This is a genomic window from Paenibacillus sp. N119s (assembly GCF_059447605.1).
The window spans coordinates 1-24934 of sequence record NZ_JCAJRU010000046.1 but is presented as its reverse complement, the minus strand read 5'-3'; the positions used below and the strand labels follow the sequence as shown (position 1 = coordinate 24934).

24 protein-coding genes, 1 pseudogene and 1 riboswitch are annotated in these 24934 nt (G+C 46.5%); of the genes and pseudogenes, 10 read left to right on the top strand and 15 right to left on the bottom strand.

The features are described 5' to 3' along the window. Positions 1–33: 33 nt before the first annotated feature. Complete coding sequence (locus tag AC5V8P_RS08120; RefSeq protein WP_064797707.1) at positions 34–1668, bottom strand: spore germination protein; 1635 nt, start codon at positions 1666–1668, stop codon at positions 34–36. A gap of 224 nt (positions 1669–1892) precedes the next feature. Between AC5V8P_RS08120 and AC5V8P_RS08115 the strand changes: the two genes are divergently transcribed. Next, positions 1893–2984, top strand: a complete 1092-nt coding sequence (locus AC5V8P_RS08115; RefSeq protein ID WP_064797706.1) for a diguanylate cyclase — start codon at positions 1893–1895, stop codon at positions 2982–2984. A gap of 86 nt (positions 2985–3070) precedes the next feature. Here AC5V8P_RS08115 and AC5V8P_RS08110 read toward each other — a convergent pair whose 3' ends face one another. From AC5V8P_RS08110 to AC5V8P_RS08100, 3 genes and pseudogenes are all read right to left on the bottom strand, one after another. Further along, positions 3071–3568, bottom strand: coding sequence for an Rrf2 family transcriptional regulator (locus AC5V8P_RS08110; RefSeq protein ID WP_064797705.1), 498 nt, complete (start codon positions 3566–3568; stop codon positions 3071–3073). 66 nt (positions 3569–3634) lie between these two features. Then, positions 3635–3910, bottom strand: coding sequence for a carbohydrate-binding protein (locus AC5V8P_RS08105; RefSeq protein WP_064797704.1), 276 nt, complete (start codon positions 3908–3910; stop codon positions 3635–3637). A 2-nt stretch (positions 3911–3912) separates the two neighbouring features. Continuing rightward, positions 3913–4194, bottom strand: a pseudogene (locus tag AC5V8P_RS08100) (hypothetical protein); the annotation flags it as partial. A gap of 231 nt (positions 4195–4425) precedes the next feature. On the opposite strand from AC5V8P_RS08100, the gene AC5V8P_RS08095 reads away from it, so the two are divergent. From AC5V8P_RS08095 to metE, 4 genes are all read left to right on the top strand, one after another. Continuing rightward, positions 4426–4896 carry an AbrB/MazE/SpoVT family DNA-binding domain-containing protein gene (locus AC5V8P_RS08095; protein ID WP_064797702.1) on the top strand — a complete coding sequence of 157 codons (471 nt, stop codon included), beginning with the start codon at positions 4426–4428 and terminating at the stop codon, positions 4894–4896. Between the two features lie 292 nt (positions 4897–5188). Further along, positions 5189–7138 carry an anaerobic ribonucleoside triphosphate reductase gene (locus AC5V8P_RS08090; protein WP_064797701.1) on the top strand — a complete coding sequence of 650 codons (1950 nt, stop codon included), beginning with the start codon at positions 5189–5191 and terminating at the stop codon, positions 7136–7138. After that, positions 7135–7632, top strand: a complete 498-nt coding sequence (nrdG, locus tag AC5V8P_RS08085; RefSeq protein ID WP_064797700.1) for an anaerobic ribonucleoside-triphosphate reductase activating protein — start codon at positions 7135–7137, stop codon at positions 7630–7632. The genes AC5V8P_RS08090 and nrdG overlap by 4 nt, the downstream gene beginning before the upstream one ends. A 194-nt stretch (positions 7633–7826) precedes the next feature. Further along, positions 7827–8022: riboswitch (cobalamin riboswitch) on the top strand. A gap of 159 nt (positions 8023–8181) precedes the next feature. Beyond that, positions 8182–10500: a 5-methyltetrahydropteroyltriglutamate--homocysteine S-methyltransferase gene (metE, locus tag AC5V8P_RS08080; protein ID WP_064797699.1), complete on the top strand. Its 2319-nt coding sequence runs from the start codon at positions 8182–8184 to the stop codon at positions 10498–10500. A gap of 91 nt (positions 10501–10591) precedes the next feature. On the opposite strand, the gene AC5V8P_RS08075 is transcribed toward metE, so the two are convergent. After that, the gene (locus tag AC5V8P_RS08075; protein WP_064797698.1) at positions 10592–11125 is read right to left on the bottom strand and encodes a DUF6985 domain-containing protein; all 534 of its coding nucleotides are present in this window, start codon (positions 11123–11125) and stop codon (positions 10592–10594) included. A 378-nt stretch (positions 11126–11503) separates the two neighbouring features. On the opposite strand from AC5V8P_RS08075, the gene AC5V8P_RS08070 reads away from it, so the two are divergent. The 5 genes from AC5V8P_RS08070 (at position 11504) to AC5V8P_RS08050 (ending at position 14685) form a co-directional block, all read left to right on the top strand. Continuing rightward, positions 11504–11833: a PadR family transcriptional regulator gene (locus tag AC5V8P_RS08070; protein ID WP_063213753.1), complete on the top strand. Its 330-nt coding sequence runs from the start codon at positions 11504–11506 to the stop codon at positions 11831–11833. Beyond that, positions 11826–12380 carry a DUF1700 domain-containing protein gene (locus AC5V8P_RS08065; RefSeq protein ID WP_064797697.1) on the top strand — a complete coding sequence of 185 codons (555 nt, stop codon included), beginning with the start codon at positions 11826–11828 and terminating at the stop codon, positions 12378–12380. The genes AC5V8P_RS08070 and AC5V8P_RS08065 overlap by 8 nt, the downstream gene beginning before the upstream one ends. A gap of 4 nt (positions 12381–12384) precedes the next feature. Then, positions 12385–13224, top strand: a complete 840-nt coding sequence (locus AC5V8P_RS08060; RefSeq protein ID WP_064797696.1) for a DUF4097 family beta strand repeat-containing protein — start codon at positions 12385–12387, stop codon at positions 13222–13224. A gap of 117 nt (positions 13225–13341) precedes the next feature. Continuing rightward, positions 13342–14061, top strand: a complete 720-nt coding sequence (locus tag AC5V8P_RS08055; RefSeq protein WP_064797695.1) for a 3-ketoacyl-ACP reductase — start codon at positions 13342–13344, stop codon at positions 14059–14061. Between the two features lie 186 nt (positions 14062–14247). Continuing rightward, complete coding sequence (locus AC5V8P_RS08050) at positions 14248–14685, top strand: AbrB/MazE/SpoVT family DNA-binding domain-containing protein (RefSeq protein ID WP_063213749.1); 438 nt, start codon at positions 14248–14250, stop codon at positions 14683–14685. A 66-nt stretch (positions 14686–14751) separates the two neighbouring features. Here AC5V8P_RS08050 and AC5V8P_RS08045 read toward each other — a convergent pair whose 3' ends face one another. The 10 genes from AC5V8P_RS08045 to AC5V8P_RS08000 form a co-directional block, all read right to left on the bottom strand. Further along, entirely contained in the window at positions 14752–15210 is a 459-nt protein-coding gene (locus AC5V8P_RS08045) for a hypothetical protein (RefSeq protein ID WP_064797694.1), read from the bottom strand. Between the two features lie 308 nt (positions 15211–15518). Then, positions 15519–16682 carry a nitric oxide synthase oxygenase gene (locus tag AC5V8P_RS08040; RefSeq protein WP_064797693.1) on the bottom strand — a complete coding sequence of 388 codons (1164 nt, stop codon included), beginning with the start codon at positions 16680–16682 and terminating at the stop codon, positions 15519–15521. A gap of 149 nt (positions 16683–16831) precedes the next feature. Further along, a complete protein-coding gene (locus AC5V8P_RS08035) occupies positions 16832–17308 on the bottom strand; it encodes a Dps family protein (RefSeq protein ID WP_064797692.1) in 477 nt (158 codons plus the stop codon). A gap of 309 nt (positions 17309–17617) precedes the next feature. Beyond that, entirely contained in the window at positions 17618–19345 is a 1728-nt protein-coding gene (locus tag AC5V8P_RS08030) for an adenine deaminase C-terminal domain-containing protein (protein WP_064797691.1), read from the bottom strand. Positions 19346–19373: 28 nt separating this feature from the next. Continuing rightward, the gene (locus AC5V8P_RS08025) at positions 19374–20432 is read right to left on the bottom strand and encodes an ABC transporter ATP-binding protein (protein ID WP_064797690.1); all 1059 of its coding nucleotides are present in this window, start codon (positions 20430–20432) and stop codon (positions 19374–19376) included. Positions 20433–20448: 16 nt separating this feature from the next. Then, complete coding sequence (locus AC5V8P_RS08020; protein ID WP_064797689.1) at positions 20449–21237, bottom strand: ABC transporter permease; 789 nt, start codon at positions 21235–21237, stop codon at positions 20449–20451. 6 nt (positions 21238–21243) lie between these two features. Further along, positions 21244–22065 (bottom strand): ABC transporter permease, encoded by an 822-nt coding sequence (locus AC5V8P_RS08015; protein WP_016822759.1) that lies wholly within the window; start codon positions 22063–22065, stop codon positions 21244–21246. A 27-nt stretch (positions 22066–22092) separates the two neighbouring features. After that, positions 22093–23022 carry a nucleoside hydrolase gene (locus AC5V8P_RS08010; protein WP_064797688.1) on the bottom strand — a complete coding sequence of 310 codons (930 nt, stop codon included), beginning with the start codon at positions 23020–23022 and terminating at the stop codon, positions 22093–22095. Further along, the gene (locus tag AC5V8P_RS08005) at positions 23022–24095 is read right to left on the bottom strand and encodes an ABC transporter substrate-binding protein (RefSeq protein WP_063207041.1); all 1074 of its coding nucleotides are present in this window, start codon (positions 24093–24095) and stop codon (positions 23022–23024) included. The genes AC5V8P_RS08010 and AC5V8P_RS08005 overlap by 1 nt, the downstream gene beginning before the upstream one ends. Before the next feature lie 174 nt (positions 24096–24269). After that, positions 24270–24614 (bottom strand): hypothetical protein, encoded by a 345-nt coding sequence (locus AC5V8P_RS08000; RefSeq protein WP_013373571.1) that lies wholly within the window; start codon positions 24612–24614, stop codon positions 24270–24272. Positions 24615–24934: the final 320 nt, after the last annotated feature.

Here is a 24934-nt window from a genome sequence, read left to right as displayed (position 1 = left end):
CCTATTCTTCTCTTAAACGTTACTGCGCTTTGTTCATTCCTCTTCCCCTGATACACCCTGATTGCCCCCCTCCTGCATCGGTGTGGTTTTATCAGAAGGGGAAATCCCGCTTCCATCCTTCATTCGTTTCTCATTATTAGACGTAATGCTTTTAGGTCGTTTCTTCATCATCCAGAATGGGAGTCGCAATACGGCATCCTTTTGACTCTCCAGCACAAAAGGACTGAAAGGCGCCATGTAGGGCACCCCGAACGAACTCAGACTGTTCATATGGGCAATTAGTGCAATCAACCCCAATGTAATGCCGTATAGGCCCATGGACGCAGACAGTATCATGAAAATAAATCGGCACAATCTCCCGGCTACCGCCATGTTATAGGCTGGAATTGCGAAACTGGCTATCCCTGTCAGGGCTACTACAATCGTGAGCAGCGGGGTGACAATTCCGGCTTCCACGGCCGCTTGTCCCAACACAAGCGCTCCTATAACGGATACCGTTTGACCACCTGCACGGGGCATTCGAATACCCGCCTCACGCAAAATCTCAAAGGTGACCTCCAGAATTAGCGCCTCTAGAAATGCCGGAAAAGGAACGGATTCCCGCTGAGCCAATATGCTGATCAGCAATGGAGTCGGTATCATTTCATAATGATATGTTGTTAAGGCAATGTAGAGAGAAGGCCCCAGAATAAGAATAATGAAGCTGATATATCTAATGAGGCGAACCACCGTCGCCATATCGTAACGCTCTTCATAATCCGAAGAATTCTGAAAAAATTGAGCAAATATTGTGGGCATCACTAATACAAACGGATTTCCGTCTATAATGAGCGCCACTCGGCCCTCCATAATATTGCTGCTGATGGTATCGGGTCTTTCCGTGTTAAAGATCGTCGGAAATGGAGTGAAATGATTTTCCTGTATCATCTCCTCAACCATGCCGGACTCAAAAATTGCGTCAATATTGATGCTTTCTACCCGTTTACGAACCTCATCTACGACGCGTGGATTTGCAATATTCTTCATGTACAGCATCGCTACATTTGTGAGGGACGTGCTTCCCACTTGGAACATCTCCAGTGTAAGATCGGAGCTTTTAATCCGGCGCCGAACCAGAGAAATATTCGTGAACAGGGATTCCACAAACCCCTCTTTTGGTCCTCTGACGACTGTCTGGGTGGTTGGCTCACTGACCGCGCGTGTCTCTCCTCCACGCGTACCGCACGCAATCGCTTTTTCACAGCCTTCTAATAGGATGATCGTGTCCCCCATTATTAGTTGTTTCATCATGGAACTCCAATCATCGCAATCCTTCACTTCTCCCAGCGCAAGCGCGTGACTCTGTATTTTTGTGTACAGCGCTTCTGCGCTCTCGACCTCAGCGGCCACTTCAGCAGATGGGCTGCTAAGCATGGATTTCATGATGAGTTCATTCACTGTATCCGTCTTGGCCATACTATCCAGAAACACAATAGCGGCGGGAACATCCGCCCTGAGGCCCACTTTAAAGCGGCGAATCAGAAAGTCCGGGCTATCTGACGTCAATTCCTTAATTTGCTGCAAGTTGGTTTCCAAACAAGTCTCTATTTTTAAAAAGCGCGGAGAATTTCCATTCTTCTTATCCACACCCGATTTTCTATTATGTTTGCGATAGGGATAGCGAATCATGAGCAAACCTCATCTCCAAAATGGTAGCAGTACACTACCTATTTCCTAATTATTGTATCTTTGGAGTATGCTCAATCTCTTCCTAGTTATGCACCACGCACGTAATCAAAACGTTCAAGTCAACCCAACGTAATAAATTCCAATAAATTTTTTTGTTTTTTTAAGCCTAATGTCAGTTCTTTTTGATAAAATGAAGGAATATGCCTCTCGGGAGGGTTATCATCTTGTTCAGTACGTTTTTTGTAAACACCTGTATCCTAGTCACCTTTTTGTACATAACCGGTCTTATTTCGCAGAGATATAAAATCCGTCTACACACCTTAACGCGAAAGGTGCACTGGATTGGAGGCGCTCTTTTTGGGTGCTACGGCATTGTCATCATGTACTACTCTATTCCAGTAGGGTTTAATACCATTGCTGATCTTCGTCATCTGGCTATCGTAGCTACCGCGACCTATATTGGCGGCCCTGCTGCGCTTATGGCAACACTTTTTATATGTGTAGGCAGACTCTTGCTGTTTGGTATCAACAATCAATCCATCGTAGGCGCTGTTTTTATGCTGCTTGCCGGTCTGGGGTGCGCTATACTGTCACATTTGTCGTGGTCACGTTTGCCCAAGCTGATTATGATGAACATTTTTGCTTTGGGCTTTATATTTTGTTCCCTCATGGTTAATTTGAGAGATCTTGACGATGTTCTGCATGTTTATCCGCTCCAGTTCTTCATTTCGATGGTTGGTGGATGTCTTCTGTACCTCATTGCTGAGTCTATCAATACTTCCAACGAGCTATTACTCCGTCTGGAGCGTACCTCCTATACAGACCATCTCACCAATTTAAGCAACCGAAGGCAGCTTGAATTCTCATTGGAGGAGGAGCTTCCTCAAGCTCGTCAACGGCATGAGCACTTATCTGTACTGGTGTTGGATATTGACCACTTCAAGGAAGTAAATGATACCTACGGACATGCTGCAGGCGATGCCGTGCTGCGTCAGCTTGGGCAGATTTTAATGGAAAAGTGCCGTGCTAATGATGTAGTCACCCGCAGCGGGGGAGAGGAATTCACCGTACTTTTGCCAAATTGCGCTTTTCGGCAAGCGCTACGCATAGCTAATCAGATTCTTAGTGGAGTAAATCAGTATGAATTTGTTTTGGCGGACGGGCTCATCCTTAGGGTTACAGTGTCCATCGGGGTGACCACCTTCCCTGGTACAGGAGAAGATATATCCGGAGCGGCCCTGCTGGAACAGGCAGACAAAGCACTATATGAAGCTAAAAAAGCAGGACGTAACCGGGTTTGCTCATATGAAATATAATTTGAGGCAGACCCTTACACAGAAATAGCCGATACAACCCTCTTTCGAGCGTTGTATCGGCTATTATCCTTTTAAACGAAAACATATTAATCACTTTTGGCAGAGGAGTTTACATCCTGATCGTTAGTATGACTGCAATTTCCCAACACAAGTGATGTACGCTTGGCGAGCGAAGCAAGCGTATAAGATTCCCATACCTCCAGCATGCGTTGTTCGCTCTCAGCTAAAATTTCGGATACGGCCGTCGCCAACTCCTCACAAAAAGGGTTGGTCTCCGGTTCATGCATCATACCCGGGAAAATGGGATCACATATTTCAATGGCGTGGTATATGTCGGCAAGTGTAATATGATCCGCTGAACGGGTAAGCACATAGCCTCCCTCGCGCCCTTCACGTGCTGCAATCAAATTGGCCTGCACAAGCCGCGTCAGCACCCTGCGCACCAAAGTAACTTCGCAATCAATGGAGCGGGCAATGGAACCACTGGCACAAAGCTCGCCGTGTTTTTCCAAATAGACAAGCGCCTTTACCGCAATTCCAAGCCATTTGGGCGTTGCGGTGCGTAGTCTTTTTTCACTATTCAAATGAGATGACACCCCTAAGCTGTATGAACTTCGTTGAATGCATTGTACGTGATGTCACATATAAGTTCAAGCCTGAAAGCCGGAACCCTCTGGATTGCTAGCACCCAAAGTAAAATGACCTAATCGCACTTCCCCACAGAGCGATAGATACACATCACGGATAACGGAGACTGACGGTAGCCCTTCGGAGAGCGTCACCCATGCTTGTGCTCCTCCTGTATTGCCTACGTTCATACGTGCTACGGCTTGGCTGTCCAGTGTATCCAAATGCAGCTCGATTGCTGCATCACGGCTGTTGCCTGACGCGCAGCACCGAAGCTCAGCCACACTCACTGTATTCATGTAACAGAGCCGATTTGACGCATTAACTCCGTATCCCACGTACACGCCAACCCTACAGGCTGAGGAGAGGAAGTTGCCTCCCCCAACCAGGCGATCCCGTGTGCCGCTTCCGTACCGTGCTTGTAGGCTGCAACCCCCAAACGTTCAATAGCCGGCTGGTACTGTAGCATGGATTCAATCTTTTCCTCTAAGGTTAGTCGCGACACGAGATCCCGTACACGCTCGTCCAGGTGAATTTTCGGATTTTGAAATAAATATTCGATACCCGTTGTTTCATGACTCAAATCCGCCATCTCCTTAACTTAATTATGATACTAATAAGTCCTTTTATGAAAGCGTTTTAATATATTATAGCGAAAAAGGAGTACACCGGCGACAATACCGAAATCATCCTAAATTGGATGAAAGGTAAAACGCAGCATAAAGAAAAAAATTGCATTTTCCCTTTCATATGTAAAGCTAAAAATAATATTTTTTGGTATAATCAGGATATCTCATTGAAGGAGGAAGCGCTGATGAAAAATACGGGAATGACACGGCCTCTAGACCAGTTGGGGCGAATCGTACTGCCTAAGGAAATGCGCACCACAATGGACATCAATATCGGGGATTCGCTTGAATTCTTCGTAGATGAAGAAGGATTTGTATTAAGGAAATACACAGGTGTTTCCTGCAAATTTTGCGGCGCAGTGGATCATTTAACTTATTTTCGGGACAGCTTTATTTGCGCTGATTGCATCCAGTTATTAAAGAGCGATGAATATGTCCATGCCACAGGCAATGATGCCCTCCAGGCTCAAGAGCATACAAAACCGCCCCAAACGAGCACAACCTGGCAACCTAAGCAATCCAGAGTGCAGCAAGGTGAAATGGTAAAAAAGCTCCGCAAGCTGATTCAGGAACATCCGGATCTGCCACAAAAAGCGTATGCAGAAATGCTCGATATTTCCCAAGGCCGGGTATCCCAACTGAAAAAGCTGCTCTGAACCTTCTAAAAATTGATATTCCAATATTATATACTATGTACTTGCAAGCCTACTTATTTCGTCGCAATGGCGGTGGCCAGGTATAGAGTAAGGCGCATATCTGTGGATGTGTCCCTTATTCTATACCTGGCCTTTTTATGCCTTCCGCTTCTATCAATGTGACAATAGTCACATACTCTCAATGTTTACGTATATACAATATATAGATCGAAACAATTGGTTATCACTAGATATTATCAATATGTTGTTTTTGTGAAAAATATATATTTTTTACTATATGGAGGGTTTTACGATGAAGGTGCTGGAAGAACATCAATTATACGACATCGGCGAGCGGGTCATTGGGGCACAAGATCTGGACATGCTGCGGGAGAATGCGAATTTAAATGGAGAATCGTTCAGCGGCAAAATGAGCAAGCTCGGCTCGGAATATGCCAAATGGTATGCGCGTCTGCGTGTGCTTCCATCTGAATTGAGGGATGCCATCGACCAAGGGTATGTATATGTTCACGATTTGGACCAATATGCGCTCGGAACTACAAATTGTATCTTCATCCCTTTTGGTCGTTTACTGCAAGACGGTTTTAATACAGGCAATGGCTCCGTGCGCACACCGCAAACGATTATGTCTGCGATGGCCCTGGTCGCCATCATATTCCAGTCTCAGCAAAATAGCCAATTCGGTGGTGTCTCTGCCAATAAAATAGATTGGGACCTTGCCCCATACGTTGCCCGTTCCTTCCGCAAGCACCTACGCCAAGGACTCCGACTGTTCGAGGAAGAAATAGACTCCAGTTGGTCTGATGACGAACTGCATTTAGCCAATACCCATCTGCAAGAAGTCTGTCCTCGTTCGTATTCATTCGCCTGTGAGGAAACGGAAACAGAAACCCGGCAGGCTGCTGAGTCGCTCATTCATAACCTGAACACTATGAGCAGTCGGGCAGGGGGGCAAATTCCGTTCACTTCACTGAATTACGGGATGTGTACGTCTGCTGAAGGCCGGCTTGTTTCGCAATCTCTGCTGGAAGCCACAATTCGCGGACTCGGAAGCGGGGAAACTCCTATTTTTCCACAGCATATTTTCCAATGTAAAGAGGGAGTCAACCAGGCAGAGGGCGATGTCAACTACGATCTGTTCTTAAAGGCGGTCGAGTGCTCCAGCAAGCGGATGTATCCCAATTTTGTGAATGTGGATGCTACCTTCAACCTGCCTTATTACCGCGCAGATGACCCGGATACCATCATTGCCACGATGGGCTGCCGTACCCGCACCATTTCTGACCGTTTCGGAAGAAACCGTCAGAGCGGCAAAGGCAATCTCTCATTTAATACCATTAATCTGGTGCGGCTTGGGATTGAATATGGCATTTGTACAGGCAAACGTCTGACACCTGACCGGGATCGCTTTGATGCGAAATTAGAAGAGGTTATGCGGATTGCAGTAGACGGTCTAATCCATCGCTATCATATCCAGACCAGCCAGCCAGCCAAAGCTTCGGACTTTATGATGCGCGAAGGGGTATGGGAAGGCGGAGAAAAACTGGAACCTGATGAGAAGGTAGGAAGTCTCCTAAAGCACGGTACACTTTCGATTGGTTTTATTGGGCTGGCTGAGTGCATGAAAGCATTATATGGAAAACATCACGGGGAAGATGATGCTGTATACCGTGAAGCACAGCGAATCATCACTTCCATGCGCATGTATTGTGATCGAATGAGTGAACACTATAATCTAAATATTACATTGTTCGCGACACCTGCCGAAGGTCTGTCGGGCAAGTTCACATTGCTCGATCAACGTGACTTCGGAATTATCCCTGAGGTCAATGACCGGGAATATTACACGAATTCCTTCCACATTCCGGTGTATTACAAGCTCCCTGCTGCTCGTAAAATCAGCTTGGAGGCTCCGTTTCATAATCTATGTAATGCTGGTGCAATTTCATACATCGAGCTGGACGGTAATGCGCGGAATAACCCGGATGCGTTTCTTAAAATTGTTCAGTATGCGCTGCATCAGAACATCGGCTACTTCTCCATCAACCATCCGGTGGATCGTTGTACGGAATGCGGCTATGAAGGAATTATCGGGACAAGCTGTCCTCAATGCGGCACAGATGAGGAACACACGCACTTTCAGCGTTTGCGTCGGGTAACCGGATATCTGACAGGAGATTATACGGTTCGTTTCAATGCTGCCAAGCAAGCCGAAGTTCGCGATCGGGTGAAGCATAAGTGAATTTGTGCGGCTATATTCCGGAATCTCTAAATGAAGGATACGGCCTGCGCACCGTTGTATTCATTAGCGGTTGCCGCCATGCCTGTCCTGGTTGCTTTAACCCAGCTTCATGGAGCTTTCGCGCAGGGGAGCCATTCACGCCCGAACGTCAACAGGAGGTCATCCGTGATATCATGGATAACCCGTTGTTGGATGGACTGACTCTCTGCGGGGGAGACCCTTTTTTCTCAGCAGCAGAATGTTCGCAATTTGTGCGTGACTTCCGCACAGCTTGTCCGGACCGAACTGTATGGGCCTACACGGGCTTTGTTTACGAGGAGCTGCTCCTGGATCAGGAACGACAGGAGCTAGCTCTTTTGTGTGATGTGATTGTGGACGGTCGTTTTGTTGAACAGCAAAAAGACCTGACCCTCCCCTTTCGGGGCAGTCGTAATCAGCGTCTGGTAGATGTGAAAGCCAGTGTACAAGCAGGTTACACCGTTTCATTAGCTTAGAGGCGAAGTGCTACTTAACAAGATGCCCTATAATGCAAAAAAGACAAGCTTCCGCGATGAGTTGGGCTTGTCTTTTTTTGATATATCTAACTGATTCCACACTCATTTCGCTTACGGTTTCTATTGCACATCCCGTGAGTTTCACTTATGATGGTGAACAAGTATACGAGTGCATAATTATTCGTCATACCTAATCGCATAGCTTGGAAATAGGTGTCTGTTCTAATCCAGCTCAGACTTAAAAGGGAAGCCGGTGCAAATCCGGGACGGTCCCGCCACTGTAAACGGGGAATGTTCAGCTGCTTAACACCCACTGGTCCACAGACCGGGAAGGGATGCTGAACGTCATGATCCGTAAGTCAGGAGACCTGCCTATTTTAACAACATCGCAGTACCTACGGAAGATAGGGAGGTGTTAAGAGCAGTCGCCGTATTTTTGAATTTTAATCACGGAGGCATTCTTTCCCCTACTTATTTTTAGCTTTGGGGACGGAATGCCTTTTTTGGTACGTAAAAATAAACTGGCTACGCCTTAGGAGGAAACAATACATGTCTATTAATGAACAGCCTTCATTGTCCGGTTTAAGCAGTAGTAATCTGGGTTATCCGCGTATCGGCGGAAATCGGGAATGGAAGAAAGCACTGGAACGCTTCTGGCAGGGCAGTATTGACGAAAGCGAACTGCATCGTGAGATGAAGAGATTGCGTCTGGAGCATCTGAGCAAACAGCGCGACAAAGGCATTGACCGCATTCCTGTCGGCGATTTCTCCTATTACGATCACATGCTGGATACATCCGTGATGTTCGGTCTCGTACCCGAACGGTTCAATTATCGTCCCGCAGGTCCGGTTCCTCTGTCCGTGTATTTCGGGATCGCACGTGGGCAAAAAGGGGCTACCGCCAGTGAAATGACTAAGTGGATGAATACGAATTACCACTATATCGTTCCCGAATTGGCAAACGTGGCTCCGGTGCTGACTGAAAATAAACCCTTACTGGCTTATCGTGAAGCAAAGCAAGAGTTAGGCATTGACGGTAAACCAGTTCTTATCGGTCCCTATTCATTTGTTGTTTTATCTAAAGGTTATAATCGTAAGGATCTAGGCGCTATTATACGAACCTTCCTGCCTTTATACGCCCAAGTTCTGTCAGAACTAGCCGCTGAAGGCGTCCAATGGGTTCAAATCGATGAACCTGTCCTGACCACCTCATTCCCGGTAGAGGATCTGGAGATAATTCAGGAGGTCTATGAAGCTTTGACCCAAGCTGCACCCTCCTTGAATATCATGCTGCAAACCTACTTTGGTAGCCTGGATCATTATGAGCGCCTGACTAAACTTCCGGTACAGGGACTGGGTCTTGATTTTGTATACGATGATGGTGAAAATCTTCAGCATATATCGCGGCATGGCTTCCCCAAAGACAAAACGCTAGGCGCTGGTGTCATTGACGGGCGCAATATATGGCGCAGCGACCTGAATGCCGTGGCTGCGCTGTTGAGCCAGTTAGCAGAACAGATCCCCGCCACACAGCTTATCGTGCTTCCATCGTGCAGTCTGCTGCATGTGCCAGTCAGTCTGGATGCAGAGCACAAGCTGGACCGAGAGCTGGTGCATGCACTAGCCTTTGCTGATGAAAAGCTGGAGGAAATCGCGATCTTGACGGCTGCACTTGGCAAGCACGATCCCTCTGCACTTGCCATGCTTGAGCAAAGTGCAGAGGCGGTAGCCCGCTTCAACAGCTCAGCGGCAAGGGTACAGACAGCTGCCGATCTGGCCGACCTGCTGGCAAAAGAGCCTCTGTCACGCAGCGTTCCTTTCGCCGAGCGTCGTGTAATTCAGCAAAACAAGCTGAAGCTGCCCCCACTGCCTACGACAACCATCGGCAGCTTCCCGCAAACGGCCGAGATCCGCAAGGCCCGTCTGCACTATCGCAAAGGTGAATGGTCTGGCGAGCAATATCGGACGTTTATCCAACAGCAGATTAAGGAATGGATTGATATTCAAGAGGACATTGGCATTGATGTGCTTGTACATGGGGAATTTGAGCGGACTGACATGGTAGAGTTTTTTGGCGAAAAGCTCAAAGGCTTTGCTTTTACACAGAACGGATGGGTGCAATCCTACGGCTCCCGCTGTGTCAAACCGCCAATTATTTACGGAGATGTGTCGTTCGATCAACCTATGACCGTGGAGGAGACGGCATTTGCCCAATCGTTAACCTCCAAGCCAGTTAAAGGAATGCTTACAGGTCCTGTGACCATTTTGAACTGGTCCTTCGAACGCAATGATATTCCACGCAGGCAAGTTGCTTTGCAGTTGGCACTGGCATTACGGGCCGAAGTAGAGGCACTCGAACAAGCGGGCATCCGCATGATTCAAGTAGATGAACCCGCAATTCGCGAAGGGCTTCCGTTAAAAAAAGAGCAACAGCAAGCCTATCTGGATTGGGCGGTTCAAGCCTTCCTTGTGACCACGGCCACCGCTCAGCCTGCGACCCAAATCCATACGCACATGTGCTATTCCGAATTCCAGGAGATGATCCAGTCCATTTCAGACATGGATGCCGACGTAATTTCTATTGAAACCTCTCGTAGCCACGGTGAACTGATTGCTAGCTTTGAGGATCAGATTTACGACAAGGGCATCGGTCTGGGTGTATACGATATTCACAGTCCGCGCATCCCTGATGTATCAGAAATGCTAGGCATGATCCAGCGCGCCTTGCGTGTGCTGCCGTCGGATTTGTTCTGGGTTAATCCAGACTGTGGTCTGAAAACCCGCACCAAAGAAGAATCTGTTGCCGCATTGCGGCAAATGGTACAGGCCGCTCAAGCAGCCCGAGCCACGCTGTCTGTACCCAACTAATATTCTTTTCGTATCCATTCGCGCCATCCTGTTCTGTTAACCATATCCTCTTCCCTCTTCCGGTCTTACTATTCAAGACCAGAAGAGGGACTTATTCCAAGTCATATAATGTATATGCACCTTGAATACGATTGACTTTCATCTGTTTCAGGTGTACGCCTAAGCCATGTTCTCGATCCCAGGAACAGCTAAAATTCAAATATAGCTCATCCTGTTCCGATGAGTCGGAAATCAGCATAGATACGGCCTGTATTCGATCCAGCAATTGCTCTGGTCGCTCCACATAAGGCGCAAATTCATTAGGGTCCTCTCCCCATGAGATGTATGCCTTCCGATACTTTTCCACGATGCCTACATAATAATGGTGTATGGACTCCAACACTTGAGGATGAATGACTGACGAGCATGCCATATACTTCTCCCATGTCTTTTTCTGAAGCTCCGTAGGTTCTTCTATAGCTTGTGCCTGTTCTTCAGAGTCAGCTCCCACGATAAATTCGACTTCTATCTCCGATGGCTGCCCGCAAAAATCAAGTTGCACTACACCACGCAGAACAATCTCCTCAGATACATCCCAAGTCTCATCATCCAGTTCCAGTTCTCTGTACCAGTGTTTCCAGCCCATCCTTTATCCACCTCTTTGTCATAGGTAATCTTTAACTCTATTGAATCCTTTACAATTTATCATTTTAATGAATAAAATTAAAGCAACATCCGGTTATTGGGCCCTGTCGAAATCGAGGAATTTCCAGATAAGACTACTTTATTCTACAAGATTCGCTATCCATGTAAGCCTTCAAGAAAGAAAATCAGCCCATTTGGACTCGAAGTTTTATTATTAAAAATTTAGTACCTTGCATTAATCAGTACATGATGTTAAATTATACCTGTCTATTGTTCTATAATTAGTACCCGTGACAAATTAAGCACAAACACACGTTTCTTCCCCTTATTCCGATCGACACCTATGAATTATGATTACATCAGGAAGGGAGCATCGCTCGTGAATGTGAACATCCAATTCAAAAAAGGGGTACTGGAACTATGCGTTCTAGTTCTAATTGGACGTAGAGACCGCTATGGCTACGAGTTGGCTCAAGCCGTCTCCCGTCATATTGAAGTAGCAGAAGGAGCCCTATATCCACTGCTCCGCCGCCTGGTATCCGAAGGATACTGCACAACGTATTTACAGGAATCGACCGAGGGTCCCCCCCGTAAATATTATCGGCTGACCGATACCGGTAGCCATTATACAAAAATGCTGACACGGGAATGGAATGATTTTGTCCATCATGTCGCAAGCCTACTGGAGGAAGGAAATTCCGATGAATAGAAAACAGTTTCTTACAGAGGTGGAGCAGCGTCTTTCTCCTCTCCCTGCAGAGGTACGCCGTGAACTACTTAGTGATTTGAGCCAGCATTTTGACTACGGCTTGGTCAATGGACAAAGCGAAACCGAGATTGCTTATCAGCTAGGTAATCCAGAGGATATTGCCCAAGAAGCATTGAAAGAAGTTACCAATGTAGACTGGAACGTTTCTCCTCCACTTCGCCAAGGTAGCTTCGCACGCAACCTTTTTACGTTCTTAGGGCTGCTGTTTCTTAATTTGTTGATCTCCATCCCAATGATGGCTACCCTATGGGCAGTATGGGCTTCATTGACCATAGTAGCGGTCACTTTCGTTGCAGCCTCTCTTCTGGCCGTCACGGATTATGCGCTTAACAGCACCTTTTACCCGACTAAATTCTTTTTCTCCATCACGTTAACGGGTATGGGGCTATTGCTGTTGCCTGGAGTACGTTATCTCCTGCTCCTTATGGTAAAAGGCACAGTTCAATACTGGAAATGGAATCAGATTACCCTGAGGGGAGCTTACTAACAACATGAATAAAAAGTGGTTTATTGCAGCAGGTCTGTGCATTGTCATCGGTGCAGCCGGCATGGTGGCCTACGGTGCCCCATGGAGTCAACAAGTCATGAAGATTAACAAAGAATGGACGTTTACACGTGGTCAGCTTCAAAACCTGAAAGTGGACAGTTCTGATGATGTCTCTATTTTGTTTACTCCTGGCTCTGGTGACCAAGGTAAAATACGCATTAGTGGAGAAGTTCAGACAAAAGTCGCCGACCAAATTCATAATGCCCAAATTGAGAACGGTAAGCTTACCATTCAATCGGAGCCGGCCCCTTCCTTGTCATTCTTTTCGATCACTCCTGATTTGGATCAGACGATAACTGTAGAGATGCCTTCTGGGGAAACCCTAGCTGATCTTCAGATAGATGCACATTCAGGAAATGTAAAGCTTCAAGATGCCTCTGTGAAGAATACTTCTATCGCTGCTACTTCAGGTACTGCCGAAATCACAAACCTCCGAAGTTCCCATCTGCTCGCCAATCTAACATCTGGCAACTTTATAGCCCATCAGCTTACAGCAGATATGGAGCTAAAGCTTACTTCAGGAGATGTCACTCTCCGCGACTATAGCGGTAACGGCCATCTTTCCCTAACCTCAGGCCATTCTAATATTACACAAAGCACCGCATCCAACCTGGAAGTGAATTCTGATTCCGGTGACGTAAATATTAAGCAGGCTCCCGATTTTAAAGGTGTCTATAATGTTCACTCTGACTCTGGAAGCATAAATACGCCCGAATCTGTCCCCGGTGCCGTGAGCGTAATCAAGGTCGAAACCACTTCAGGCGATATTCATATTTCCAAATAGAGGGCGGTTACACGATGCCTCATCGGGTCAAAGTTTGGTTCGAGGAGTTCAACCTAGTATAATGAAACCATGTGCTCAGATGCACAACTACATTATATTTAATAAGGAGGAGACTGGATGGAACTTAAGAATAAGACAGCCATTATTACAGGAGCCAGCAAAGGAATTGGTAAGGCAATTGCCGAAACCTTGGCCAAGGAAGGCGTTAATCTGGGGTTAATCTCTCGCACATTGAGCGACCTGCAAAAGCTGCAGGATTCACTGGGGAGTACATACGGCGTAAAAGTGGTGAGTGCTGTTGCAGATATATCGGATCGAGCACAGGCCGCTGCCGCTGTAGCTTCACTGGAGCACGAGCTGGGTGTCGTTGATATTTTGATCAACAATGCAGGCATCGCTACCTTCGGCACAGTCGCAGATATGGACCCTGAAGAGTGGGAACGTATTATTCGCGTAAACCTGATGGGAACCTATTATGTTACACACGCTGCTCTTCCAAGCATGCTAGCTCAACAGAGCGGAAACATTATTAACATTTCCTCCACAGCAGGGGAACGAGGGTTTGCAACAGGCTCGGCCTATTGCGCATCCAAGTTTGCTTTGATGGGCTTCACGGAAGCACTGATGCAGGAAGTTCGCAAATCCAACATTCGTGTCACCGCGCTGACGCCAAGCACGGTCAATACAGAGTTGGCGGCAAACGCGGGATTGCCTATTGGTGACGAGGACCGCATGCTTCAGCCGCAGGATTTGGCCGACCTGACCTTAGCTGCATTGAAGTTGCCCCCACGAGTTCAATTAAAAGTAGCCGGTATTTGGACAACCAACCCACAGTAATTCGACATGACATCTTAGATCCATTGGCTGTATCAGGCTCCGGCAGACGTAATTGTTCGTCATGCCGGAGCTTTGTTTTAGCATAGCTATACCAAAACAAACTGTAATATAAGCGCTTTGTACTTCCAGCATACATAACATACATTTCTTGCAACCATAAGCGCATTCCAAGAAAGGGGAAAAATGATGAAGAACACAGGAATGACACGACCATTAGACCATTTGGGACGCATTGTGCTACCCAAAGAACTGCGCACATCTATGAATATTAATATTGGAGATGCCCTTGATTTTTTTATTACACCAGAGGGACTGATGATTCGCAAGTATACGGGGGTTTCTTGTTACTTTTGTGGTGCCGTTGATCATTTAAGCTATTTCAGAGATCATCTGATCTGCAAAAGTTGTATTGAAAACCTGAAGAGCGACAATCCTTCCAGCCATTTGAGTGAAGAACATCCTGCCCAGCCGAAGAAAAGAAGGAGCTACAGAAACCAGAATGAGCTCCTGAATAAACTAAAGCAGCTCATGGAGGAGCACCCTAATGTATCCCAAAAAGACTTAGCTGAAATGCTGGAATTGTCTCAAGGGCGCGTGTCACAGCTTAAAAAGCTACTTCTTTAAATTATTCCGTCCATCTCGTTAGTTCTAATAATAGAAAAGAGCCTGACGGCTCTGGAATCATTCATATTATGCAATGTCAGACTGCTCCATAACCGGGACTCGATAGGCAAGCAGTGACTCGTCTATTACGGCAGAAATAAACGGCGCTTCTATTTCAGGCACCAGTCGAAGCGCATAGTTCCATGCGTTTTCCTCAATTTGCAGCGCTAGCCGTTGCCGGGTCCCGATGCTGTTCTCTTGCTCCATCGCATCGGAGAGACCCTCTAATTCAGTATCGGCGGCGTGCCCGATCTCATGCGCAAGCACAACCGTAAAATACTCCTCAACACGATCCGCGCTGCCGAACATCTGTAAGCATTGTGTTTCAATAACATCCGTATACATGGTAATGGTGTGAGCATGCATGGCATATTTGCCCCCAATCAGCCGTCCACCAGGAAAACGTTTCTCCAGCTTGACTGTTACGCCTACAGCAGCTCGTTCCAAAAGCTCAGCGACAATGCGCTCTGCCTGATTTCTCTCCAACTTAGCTTCGCTCCTCAAACCAAGATATATAAAGTTATATTTACGATAAAACTTATGAAATTATGAGTGTGCTCATACAATACACAGTACGATATTATACCTTTTTACAAAGGAGAATACCATGCCAGAAGATTATTATATAGGTTGGGGAACGCTTGCCCTGATTAATGCCGGCTCTGGCACAGACCAAAAATCGGAGCGGGATTAACTGGTTTGCGCTCTCACTACTGATAGGACCAATCGCGACGCTATTGATCGTTGTATGGGATAAACCGGAGTCCTGATCCAGCAATCAGTCCCCCGTTAGATTATGAAGAATGAAAAGGGCATCCTTGCGGCTTTTGTGCCAGCGCTGTTTCTATTGATGTATTAGCCTGTCTTGTCATATATGGCTTTTCCTGAACTCCGAAATTCGGCTTCACAAGCCGATTATCGTAAGAACTATGAAAAATATGCGTGGTTGCTGGGGATAATGGTGGGATCAGCCACGTCCAATTACCTGTCAGCGCACGACCAGCCTCGGATTCCCGTTCCTCAAATAATTTGAATTGTGCTGCTGCGGTATGATGGTCAACAATGCTAACCCCCGCCTTTTTAAAAGAATGCAGCACAGCAATGTTTAGCTCCACCAGCGCCCGATCACGCCATAGCGTTGTTTCACTCGTCGTATCCAGCCCCATCAGTTTTGCCACTTGTGGCAGCATATTATATCTGAAGGGATCCGCAAAATTACGGGCCCCGATTTCCGTTTCCATATACCATCCGTTAAATGGAGCTGCTGTATAGACGATACCGCCAATCTCCAGCGTCATATCCGAAATCATAGGCACAGCATACCAACGTAATCCCAGAGAGGTTATACTTGAGAGTTCCGGATGCTCAATAGGCACCTCCATCACCAAATGCTCAGGAATATCAAAGAGCTCAGGAGGCTGCCCCCCCACTTCGACAACCAGTGGCAATATATCGAAAGCAGTCATCGCTCCTTGCCACCCCATTCCCCTACAAGCATTGGTAAAATCGACTGAGATTGGATCTCCGATGATCCCTTGATCCGTTTCATAGCCAGCGTAGCGAATAAGCTGATGGTTCCAAATACGAATATTCGGCTGTCCCGGCTGGGAGGCGCGAAATACAGTAAGCGTAGGCTTAATTTTACCGCCGTTCGTTCCTATACGGATATGCTCCAATAGCTCGTGAACGATTTGCGTCGCGTCTGATGCTCCACGTGCATCCCTAACTAAGAGCTTGTCCCAAAATAAGCGACCGATACAACGATTACTATTCCGCCAAGCCATAAGTGCCCCGTGCTTCAACTCTTCGTAAGTGTGCTCGTACGTTCCAGTAGTCTCTATGTCATGACGAATATCAAGGAGCCGGGCCTCCGCATCATCGCGACCTCGGCCCAGCTCCTCATAACATGCATATATAAACTGCTCTGCTTCTTGCGAAAGCTGTTGTTTCCCTTCCATAACTACACCCCATCCCGGTAGCTCGCTTGCCCATGAGCCTGTGGTCTTCCATGCTTCTCCGTCATTATACTCCAGTAGCAGGCTGGAACCAACGGGATGTATATCTTGTTCACCTGATCTCCATATTCGTGGAAATCGCCCCCAGAAACTTATCCCAAATATGCGGTAAGCATCCAGATATGTTTATCGACCTCTTCTCTCAAGCCATTCAGAAGATCCTCTGTCGCTTTATCCTGTGCCGCTTCTGCTGCTTCCATACCATTCGCCAGTTCAACAGTAATTGTTTTAAAATCAGCTATAACGGACTTCACCATATCATCAGCTGTCTGCTCGCCTGCGGACTCCTGAATAGCTGACAGTTGCAAATGCTCTTTCAAGGTTGCAGCAGGGCGACCACCGATCGCCAACAAACGCTCAGCAATAGTATCCAGATTAGCTGTTGCTTCATTATAAAGCTCCTCGAATTTGGCATGCAGTGTGAAGAAATTAGGTCCTTTCACATACCAGTGAAAATAATGCAGCTTCGTGTACAGTACAGACCAGGTAGCCACGTGACGGTTCAAAGCCTTGTGCAGTTCTTGAATAGCCTCTTGTGTAGGTGCGTTCGTATGATTTAATGTACTCATGTGTAAAATCCCCTCTCGTTATTATTCATAATATAGTTGGAGTGATGCTTGGATACTCGCTAGCCGTAGTGTCTGATTTTCTTCCAAATCCCATGCGTGAACCTAAAAAATATTTAGCAATTAATTTAGACTTAATCTAAATCTTGTTTTAATTATAACACTATCTATCTGTTTTGCAAGGCTTTATTATGGTTAAATTATGAAGATTGCATGAATTGATTGTCAGGGAATGCTCCATACCAATCGGAGCTGAACTCAATAGTCTAACCAAGACAAAAAAGAGCCACCCACAGCGGGATGGCTCTACTATTATTCTTGTATTTCCGAAGGGTTCACAATCAAGGGTACAACCTTGCCTGCGTTTACATCAATCAAACCGTGATCGGTAATTTTTAAAGCCGGACTAACTGGCAAAGAATGAGTACTCAGCGACATGATTGGATTGTAATGACGATATCCCAGCGACAGCAAGGCTGAACGCAGCTCCTTCACATGGGCAGCCACCATTTCCAGCGGTCCCTCTGTCAAAATTCCACCCACCGTTAACGGTAAATGGGACAGCACCTTGCCATTTTCAACTACGCAAAAGCCCCCTTGGCTCGATAAAACCGTATTCGCGGCCAATATCATATCTTGCTTGTTATGCCCCACGACCAACAGGTTATGATTATCGTGCGAATAGGTGGTAGCCACCGCCCCGCGTTTAATCGTATCTCCCCCGATCAAACCGTAAGCACGGTTGCCGTTCTTGCCATACCGCTCAAACGTAGCGATGAGTCCATGTTCACCCTGTTCCCACACCAGTTCACCCTGCTCTACTTGAGCAGGTGCAATTCGTTCGCTTGTAAAAGTTGATCCATCCTTGACCATCATAATTCGGCATGAATGTGTGCCATCAGCTACATCCAGCTTCACAGTAAAATCCTGCTCTGTAAGCGGATTAAGCTTTACACTTTGATAAAAGTGTTCGGGGAAACGGCATTTTACCTGTGCCTGGTGGTATTCCTCAAATTTATCAAATACCTTATGACCATCCTTATAGACCTGCTCTACCTCAAACTGCTCCAGATCCGATAACAGTACAAAGTCAGCTATTTTCCCTGGCGCGATTGTCCCGCGGTCATGCATGCGCATCCGTGCGGCAGGAGTAAATGTAGCTGCATAAATCGCATCCTCAGGCTTCATACCCATTCCGATCGCTTTACTTACAATATGGTTCAGATGTCCTCGCTCTACGAAGGAATCCGGCATTACATCATCCGTTACGAAGCAAAAATGTTGTGCCACGTTCTCCTGAATGAGATAGTCCATTACCTCAGGAGTCATGGATTTTTCCTGGATTTCAATAAACATCCCGGCTGCCATCCTTGCCTTCATACCTTCAATACTCTGGTGGGTATGGTCTGAGCCTATTCCTGCATAGATCAACTGATGCAGATCCAGATCAAGCAACTGCGGCGTATGGCCTTCAATGATCAGTTCCGGGTAGTGCTCACGAACATGTCGCAAGATGCGGTTCGTCTTGCTTTCCGGATCACGAATGACATCCACATAGTTCATAATTTCACCCAGGCAGATCATCTCACCTGTTTGCAACAAAGCATCAATCTCAGGGATATCAATCTCGCCCCCTGAGGTTTCCAAAGGCGTTGCCGGAACAGAGCTAGGAATCCCGTAAAACATATCAGCCACGCAGTCCTTGCTGGCCTCCATCATTTCCTGAATGCCTTCCAATCCGAACACATTCGCCATTTCATGCGGTTCCGGTACAATGGTCGTGACCCCATTGCGAATGAGCCCATAGGAAAAGGTTGCTGGGGTCACCATTGTGCTTTCGATATGCAAATGGATGTCGATCAGGCCGGGAATCATATATTTCCCGTGCCCTTCGACAATTTCAGCAGCCTCAAAAGATTCCAGACCACGCTGACCGATATACATAAACTTGCCGTCAAGTATAGCCACATTGCCTTCCTCGAACGTCTTGTAGTAACTATTGTACACCTTAACTTGTAAAATCATTTTGTCTGCACGCATGATGTATCTCCTTCATCGAACCCGCTGATTATTGGACCAGCACCATTTTATCTGCCGGAAAATGCAAGGTAACCCGTTGACCACTCAAGTAAGGCGTATCCATTTCCTGATTAGCCGTAAAGTTCCCCTTCGCCGTCTCTACCACATACTGATAGCTACGCCCCAGGTAAGTACTTACCTTAATAATACCGGGAAGCTCATTTTCCCCTGTCTCGTTGCCTTCTGTTCGAATGACCAAATCATCCGGGCGAATAGCCCCTTGACGAGCACCCGCTTGGACTGTGCCCTGATTACGCACTACACTGAACGAAAGGTCGCCTGTATTCAGTCGAATACGTTCTCCTTCTTCCGTACGCTCGTCAAAGTTTAGAAAATTATTAAACCCGATAAAACGGGCAACAAATTCGGTCGCCGGATATTTAAAAATGGTCGATGGAGCATCTAATTGCTCGATGTTCCCCTTATTCATAATCGCAACCTGGTCAGAAATCGAAAAACATTCCTCCTGATCGTGCGATACATACACGGTGGTGATGCCCAGCTCCTGTTGAATACGGCGGATTTCTACGCGCATATTCACACGCAGGTTAGCATCCAAGTTACTCAGAGGTTCATCAAACAACAGCAGATCAGGCTCAATTACAAGCGCTCGTGCAATTGCGACACGTTGACGCTGCCCGCCAGATAATTCGCCGGGGAAACGCTTTTCGAATCCCCCCAGGCTAACCGTATCCAGCATAGTCATAACGCGTCGTTTTACATCATCTTCTTTTACTTTACGCAACCGCAAACCAAAGGCGACATTATCAAAAACCGACAAATGCGGGAAAAGCGCATAACTTTGAAATACAAACCCGAAGTTCCGTTTGTTCACTGGAACCCGGGTATAATCTTTATCACCAAACAAAAATGTTCCCTGTTTAGCTTCGAGAAATCCTGCAATAAGACGAAGCGTAGTCGTTTTGCCACAACCACTCGGTCCGAGCAACGAGAGCAATTGTCCTCGTTCGAGCTGCAAATCGAAATCCTGCAAGATCAATTGGTTGTCATAAGCGACCGAAACGCGATCCAGAGTAAGCAGTGCCATAAGGTTGAAGCCTCCATTACCTTTTAGTGAAGTAAGACAATCCCATCAGTCGTTCGATCAAGAACATCAGGATACCCGTTAAAATCATCAGCATAACCGAAATCGCTGCAATCGTCGGATCAAAATAATTTTCGACGTAAGTCAGCATTTGAATAGGCAGGGTGCTGAAGCCCGGTCCTGTCATGAAGACGGAAATGTCGACATTGTTGAATGATTCCAGAAAGGCAATCAGGATAGCCGCAATAATACCTGAGCGGATGTTGGGTAGAACTACCTTGAAAAAGGTTTTCAACCGTCCAGCTCCCAGACTAAGCGCTGCTTCCTCAATCGCAAAATCAAAGGTAGACAAGCTGGATGCAATGACCCTTATAATGAACGGCAACATAATCACCGTATGTCCGATCAAAAGTCCAGCGTATACTGGCAAATGATACACAATAATCAGATAGCGCAGCAGTGTAAAACCAAGCACAATACCTGGTATAAGCAACGGGGAAAGGAACAAGGCATTCAGTGCATCCTTTCCACGAAACGAAAACCGACTAAGCGCATAAGCGGCTGGCATACCGATGAGCAGCGCCAAGATATTGCCCAGCAGAGAGACGACAATCGACGTTTTAAACGTGGACATAAACAAATCCACTTCAAAAATATTTTCATACCAGCGCAAGGAAAAGCCCTGCGGAGGAAATTTTAATACCGTGCCCGGCTCGAAAGAAGTGACCGATATGATCAACAGCGGACCGAGCAGAAAGATGAAGACCAGCAGGCTAAAGAAGCCTAGTCCATAATGTTTCTCCCGCATATCCACCTACCCCTTCGGATTGAGTTTATGGGCCGCCTTATTTAAGAGACCGACCACGATAAATGTAATAGCAATCATAATTGTTGCGATAACAGAAGCTAAAAACCAATCGTTAAGCGTCATTGCATTTTGATACAAAAATGTGGCGATAACCCGCTGTTTTCCTCCCAGCAATGCTGGGGTCGTATAAGCTGTCAGGCTGCCCACGAAAACAAGAATGCTTCCAATGATCAGACCTGGAACAGACAGCGGGAATACAATTTTACGGAATGCGCTGAATCTGGAGGCTCCAAGACTCTGAGCAGCATGGACAAGATCACCGTCGATATTCTCAAGCACACCAATCAGTGAAATAATCATCAGCGGTAAAAACAAATGAACCAGACCAATAATCATCGCTGCCGGAGTGTACAAAATATTCAGCGGCTCATCCACGAGTCCTAAGCTGATTAACACGTTGTTTAATAACCCCTTGCGACCCAAAATGACCATCCAGCTGAATGACCGGACTACAGGACTCGTCAACAAGGGGAAGATAGCCAGCGCGAGCAAAATCCCTTTACGACGCGGGGCCTTTTGTGAAATATAATAAGCCGTCGGAAAACCGAGCAATACGCATACGAGGGTCGTTACGACACTGACCTCCAGCGTAGTCAGCAATATTTTCAGAAAATAAGGATCCTTGAAGAAATGGAGATAGCCTTCTAAGGTGAATGAGCTGTTCTGTACGAAGGTCGAACCGATCGTCAACACAATCGGAATGACCATGAACACCGCCAGAAAGAGCAGACCTGGCAGCAGCAGCCAATACAAGTATGTTTTCTTCATGGGTAGCTCCTTGCGGTTATCAAAATGTTATTCCTTGTTCAGCACCTGGATAAACAGCTCCAGAAAAGCTTCACTGTCCACCTGTTCGCACACATTCATATTGGGACTATGATTGAGGCGGTTCTGCACATCGCCTACCGTTTGTCCGTCACATATGCGACTGGAGGTTTCCACATCGACATATAACAGCGAGGTATCTACTAATCTCGAATTCAGCGCGACCCCAACAGCAAGTGGATCATGAAGCGCACACGCTTTTACCCCGTTGCGTTCTTCATAACGCTTGGTATAAATAGCCGTGCTTTCAGCTACATAATCGCGAATCTCTGGGCGGGTCAAACGAGCAATATGATCGGCAGTCAGCAGCGCCTTGCGTGTTACATCCAGACCGACCTGTACCAATCGGCCAAATCCCGCGTGAAATACGATCCGTGCGGCTTCAGGATCAGCATACATGTTGTACTCCGCTACAGGTGTAATATTGCCGCACCCGTGAATAACACCGCCCATAAAAATAACCTCATGGACGTGATCCGTCAGATCAGGACGCTTCAGCAGCGCCAACGCCAGATTGGTGAGCGGCCCGGTGCAAAGGAGCGTCACTTCTCCGGGATGAGCCATCACGGTATCAATGATGATATCCGGTGCAAAACCCTCGGATGCAGAGATGGCTGGGATTACTCCACTCAATGCGCCTCCAATACCGTCTTCTCCATGAACACGGTGCTCGTGCAATCCTTTACGTATTAATGGAGCCTCTGCCCCTGGATAGACCGGGATATCCGGTCTATCCAGCAAGTTGAGGATTTTGCAAGTATTCAATGTTGCTTGTTTAAGTGAAACATTACCGCATACCGTAGTAATCGCCTGAATATCCAGCTGACCACTTTTGGCCGCAAGTAAAATACCCAACGCATCATCAATGCCTGTATCTACATCTAATATGATCTTTTTCATTATTGTGTAACTTCCCGGTTCCAGCGATCTGTCCATGCCTTGATATGATCATTGACGAATTTCATATCCAGCTTGGTCAGCTTGTTCACTACATCTGTACCGTACGTAATTCCTTGAGTATCCGCACCGGATAGTACTACCTGCGTGTTCACCGGAGAATCAACTTTTGCCTTGGCGGATTTTTCTTGAACTTCCTTGCTCAGCTGCCAGTTGATAAATTCCTCAGCCAGCTCCTTCTGGTCGGAGCCTTTCACTACATTAATCGTGTTCATAACTGCATAAGCACCCTCACTAGGAGCTACGAATTTCGCCCCTGGCACGGCAGCCTGCAAATCTTTGAAATACATTTCCATAATCGGACCGCCTGCAATTTCCTGCTGACTAAACATGTTCACGAATTCGGACGTTTTACTATAAAACTTAACGATATTCGGGCTCAGCTCTTTCAGTTTTCCGAAGGCTTGGTCTTCATTAAATTCCTTGCTACCCGCTACTTTGGAAGCCGCATCTACCATCATCGGTCCAGCAGTTGCCGTAATATTCGGCAGAGTCACATTTCCTTTGAATTCAGGACCCCACAGGTCGGCCCAGGAGGTCACGTTCTTTTTCACCAGCTCCGGATTATAGGCAATACCGAGGCGTCCGACTGTATAAGCAGGGCCATATTCCTCACCCAGCGGTGCTTTGGCAATATCGTAAATTTGGTTCAGGTTCGGCACCTTACTGCGATCCAATTTCTCAAATAACCCTTGTTGAATTCCCTGTTGGGCATAATAATCAGACAGATAAATCAGATCGACGTCAGTGCTGCCTTGGCTGATTTTGTTCAACCGTTCGGCATTATTTCCGATTTCTACAACAATATCAACGTTATGTGCCTTTTCAAATGGCTCGTACACTTCTTTATTAAAGAAGTCCTCGGAGAAGCCCCATGTGGAAATAACTAGTTTCTTTTTCCCATCAGCTGAGCCATCTTTACCAGCTGTCTGGCCACCAGTAGCATTGCTGCCGCAACCTGCCAGTACCACAGATGCCAAGGTCACAGCCATAAATCCTTTAAACCACTTTTTCATATGAAACTCCCCCTATTTTTTATTCTGCACACCTTATAACACAAAAAAGAAAAGTACTCTTGTAAAACAAGAATACTTTTCTTCGTAAACAAAGAATAAGTTGATCCCGCTGTGCGTTATAACAGGTTCTCCCCTCAGATAGATCCGAAGCGAAAAGCCGAATATCCAATTTTATTAGGATTCTTTCAGTATGATGTTCGTAATGGCCCACTGCGTTGCTGAATCATAGTCGCGCAGTAAAGCTTCTATATCGAGCTCCATATCCTCAATCAGCTTCTCGCGAAGTCTCTTCTTATACAGCATGGACATTCGGAAATCCACTTCCAGCTTCAAGCCGGGGGCTTCCACTTCCAATGCCGCCGAGCGTGGAGAACGCCGGTGCTTCGCTACAAAGGTAACAATGTTGTTCTCAACGGTGGCCCGCAACAGCGTGGTCCCGAAGCCGAACAGTTCCTTTGAAACTTCATTGTAAATCTGGCACATCCGCTTTTTGCTTTCGTTACTGTCGAGCAGCGTCATGAACCCACCCTCATCAGCATATTACGTACAATCAATCTTTTAACACGATAGATTATACATAAATATATGATAAATAGCAAACAAAAATCCCTAATTCAATAACATATGTCGCGAAAAAACGAACAATATGTCGAAGTTTGTAGCTTTGCGGCATTTTTATACTCACTGATCTCAAAAATCTCGGTTTAGATCCATCCTACCAAAGAGCCGATAACAACGAAAGGAAACAAATCACTATTACCATTGATCAGATCAAACTTACATTAACTGTAGACCGTACAACAATGCTCCAAAATATCAGCAACCTCAAACTGTAGCCC